Raw genomic sequence first — 2,116 nt, forward strand, 5'->3', positions numbered from 1 at the left:
CTGGAGGGACTGGAGTAGCAGACCGCAGAAAACCAAATGGTAGAACGATACGGGCACAATAATGAAAGTGAAAAAGCAGACTCTCCCTCTCTCCCTCTCTCCTTGTCTCCTTGTCTCCCTCTCTCCCCCCCTCCGCCAGCCCCGACGTCTCACAAGCAATTTGATGCGTCTGGGCCGATGGAGTACTGTAGGGAGCGGTTTCAACCTTCCCCGACTCCCCTGTTTGTCCGAGAACACCTACGTGAATTCAATCTGTCGGCATCTTCTGCTTGGGATCGCCCTGCTGTGGATCCATTCGCACAGTTCCGCCGCGATCATCAACGGGTTGGACCCGACCTATCACGACAGGTTCTTGAGTGACGGAACGCCGAACCCATCGTTTCTGGTCGATGAAACTCAGCTTTCCGGAGTAGCGCTGCAGCCAGCCGTTTTGATCACACCACGGCACTATGTGACGGCCGCACATGTGGGCACCACCGAAGTCACGTTCCGGGGCACCGACGGGACGGAGCGAACCTACCAATCGATCAGTTCGCAAAAGCTGTTGACCACAGTTCCCGGTCAACCCGCGGTCGGTAGCGACATCCAGCTTCACACCCTCTCATCCGATGTCGACCCGAGCATCGTGCCGGTTCCGATTGTGGTGGGAGATCTCGCGGCGTTGCTGGGGCAAACATTCTTCGCCTTCGATGCCCAAGGTCGCGCCGGTCGCAATGTCATCGATGGACTGCAAATCGTCCAATTTGACACCGGCGGTAGCGACACGGTCACCATTCAGTTTTCTTACGACACCGACACCAACGGCGGGACCGGTGGCTTGGGCCGCGATGAGATCGGCTTGCTCGGCGGCGACTCGGGCAACGCCGCATTGATCGAGATCGACGGACAGATCGGGCTGATCGGCACACACATGGGAATCGATGTGCCCGAGGGATCCAATGCCGGTGCGGGCGACCGCTACGACAACTTTTCAACACTGGTCGGGGCTTATGAAGACGAGTTGTCCAGCCTCGTCGCTGCGCAAGGGTATTCACTAAGAACCCTGTCGATCACCGCAGTCCCGGAACCGGCGACCGTCGGTTTCCTGCTGGCCGTTGGCGCGTCGGTCAGCCTGAGACGCCGAAATCGCCGTCTTCGCAACGATCGGTAAAGAAGTAAGGCCCGATTCTTATCTTCCGTTCGTTGCTTCTTCTCACTCCGAAACGCGCAGTGTCACGATCTCCGCCGTATCGGGCTGGTCGTCGGTGTTGGTCAACAACAGCAACGCGCCGTCCTGGCCGCTGAACGCGGTCGCACTGGGCAGCCCCAATTGAAAATTCTGTAATCGAATGCCGCTTGCGGTGGACCAAAGCGAAGCCTCGCCACTGCCATCGACCAGCGACACGTGGTTGCCATCGGGACTGATCGCCAACCAGAACACATAGTTTCCGTTGTCAATTTTTGTGACGGGTGCCCAGGTTTCCAAGTCAAAGATTGTCGTCGCATACGGATAGTATTCGCGAGTGCCGTGATACATCGCCACGGCAAGATGGTCACCGCCGGGATCAAAGGCGAACGCGAGTGTTTGGCAGTCTTCCTTGGAAACGATCTCTTGGACCACCTTCCCAGACCCCACGTCCCAGATGCACAGGTGGGACTGCCCCGTGTCCGAATCGGCGGCACCGATCAACTGGTTTTCGGTGGGGTGGAACACGAATCGATCGTCGTTGGCGGTCCCCGACGTACGCTCCATCTGGATCAGTGGCTGGCCCGTTTCACACTGGAACACCCACAGCCCGGGATCAGCGTTCGGTTCTTGAACGGAGGTTGCGACCCGGGTGCCGTCGGGGCTGAGGGCCACAAACCGGCGTGATTGCAGACGAACATCGGGCAGCGCGATCGTCGTGATCTCGCGCGAATCACGAAGATCCCAGACGCGGACTTCCGTCGCACCGGCCGCGGCGAGCACGTTTCCGTCGCGGCTGAAATCCAGGTGCGGTGGCGTGCGGGAATCCGCAACCGTCAGCGGCCCCGCGGTGGGCGTTCCCGTTTGCACGTCGATGACGGTGATCTGCGATTCGAGTTCTCCGTCGACTCCATCAGCCCGTTTCGACAAATAGGCGGCCAACTGTCCATC

2 protein-coding genes are annotated in these 2,116 nt (G+C 59.3%); one reads left to right on the forward strand and one right to left on the reverse strand.

Annotated features, from left to right (window positions below; all coding sequences use genetic code 11):
- Positions 1-241: 241 nt before the first annotated feature.
- Positions 242-1,150 carry a PEP-CTERM sorting domain-containing protein gene (locus ABX749_RS30700; RefSeq protein WP_372899390.1) on the forward strand — a complete coding sequence of 303 codons (909 nt, stop codon included), beginning with the start codon at positions 242-244 and terminating at the stop codon, positions 1,148-1,150.
- 42 nt (positions 1,151-1,192) lie between these two features.
- Here the strand turns inward: ABX749_RS30700 and ABX749_RS30705 are convergent.
- On the reverse strand, positions 1,193-2,116 hold a 924-nt coding region (locus tag ABX749_RS30705; protein ID WP_372899391.1), incomplete at its 5' end, for a WD40 repeat domain-containing protein.

It is taken from the genome of Stieleria sp., assembly GCF_041595215.1.
Classification (GTDB): domain Bacteria; phylum Planctomycetota; class Planctomycetia; order Pirellulales; family Pirellulaceae; genus Stieleria; species Stieleria magnilauensis.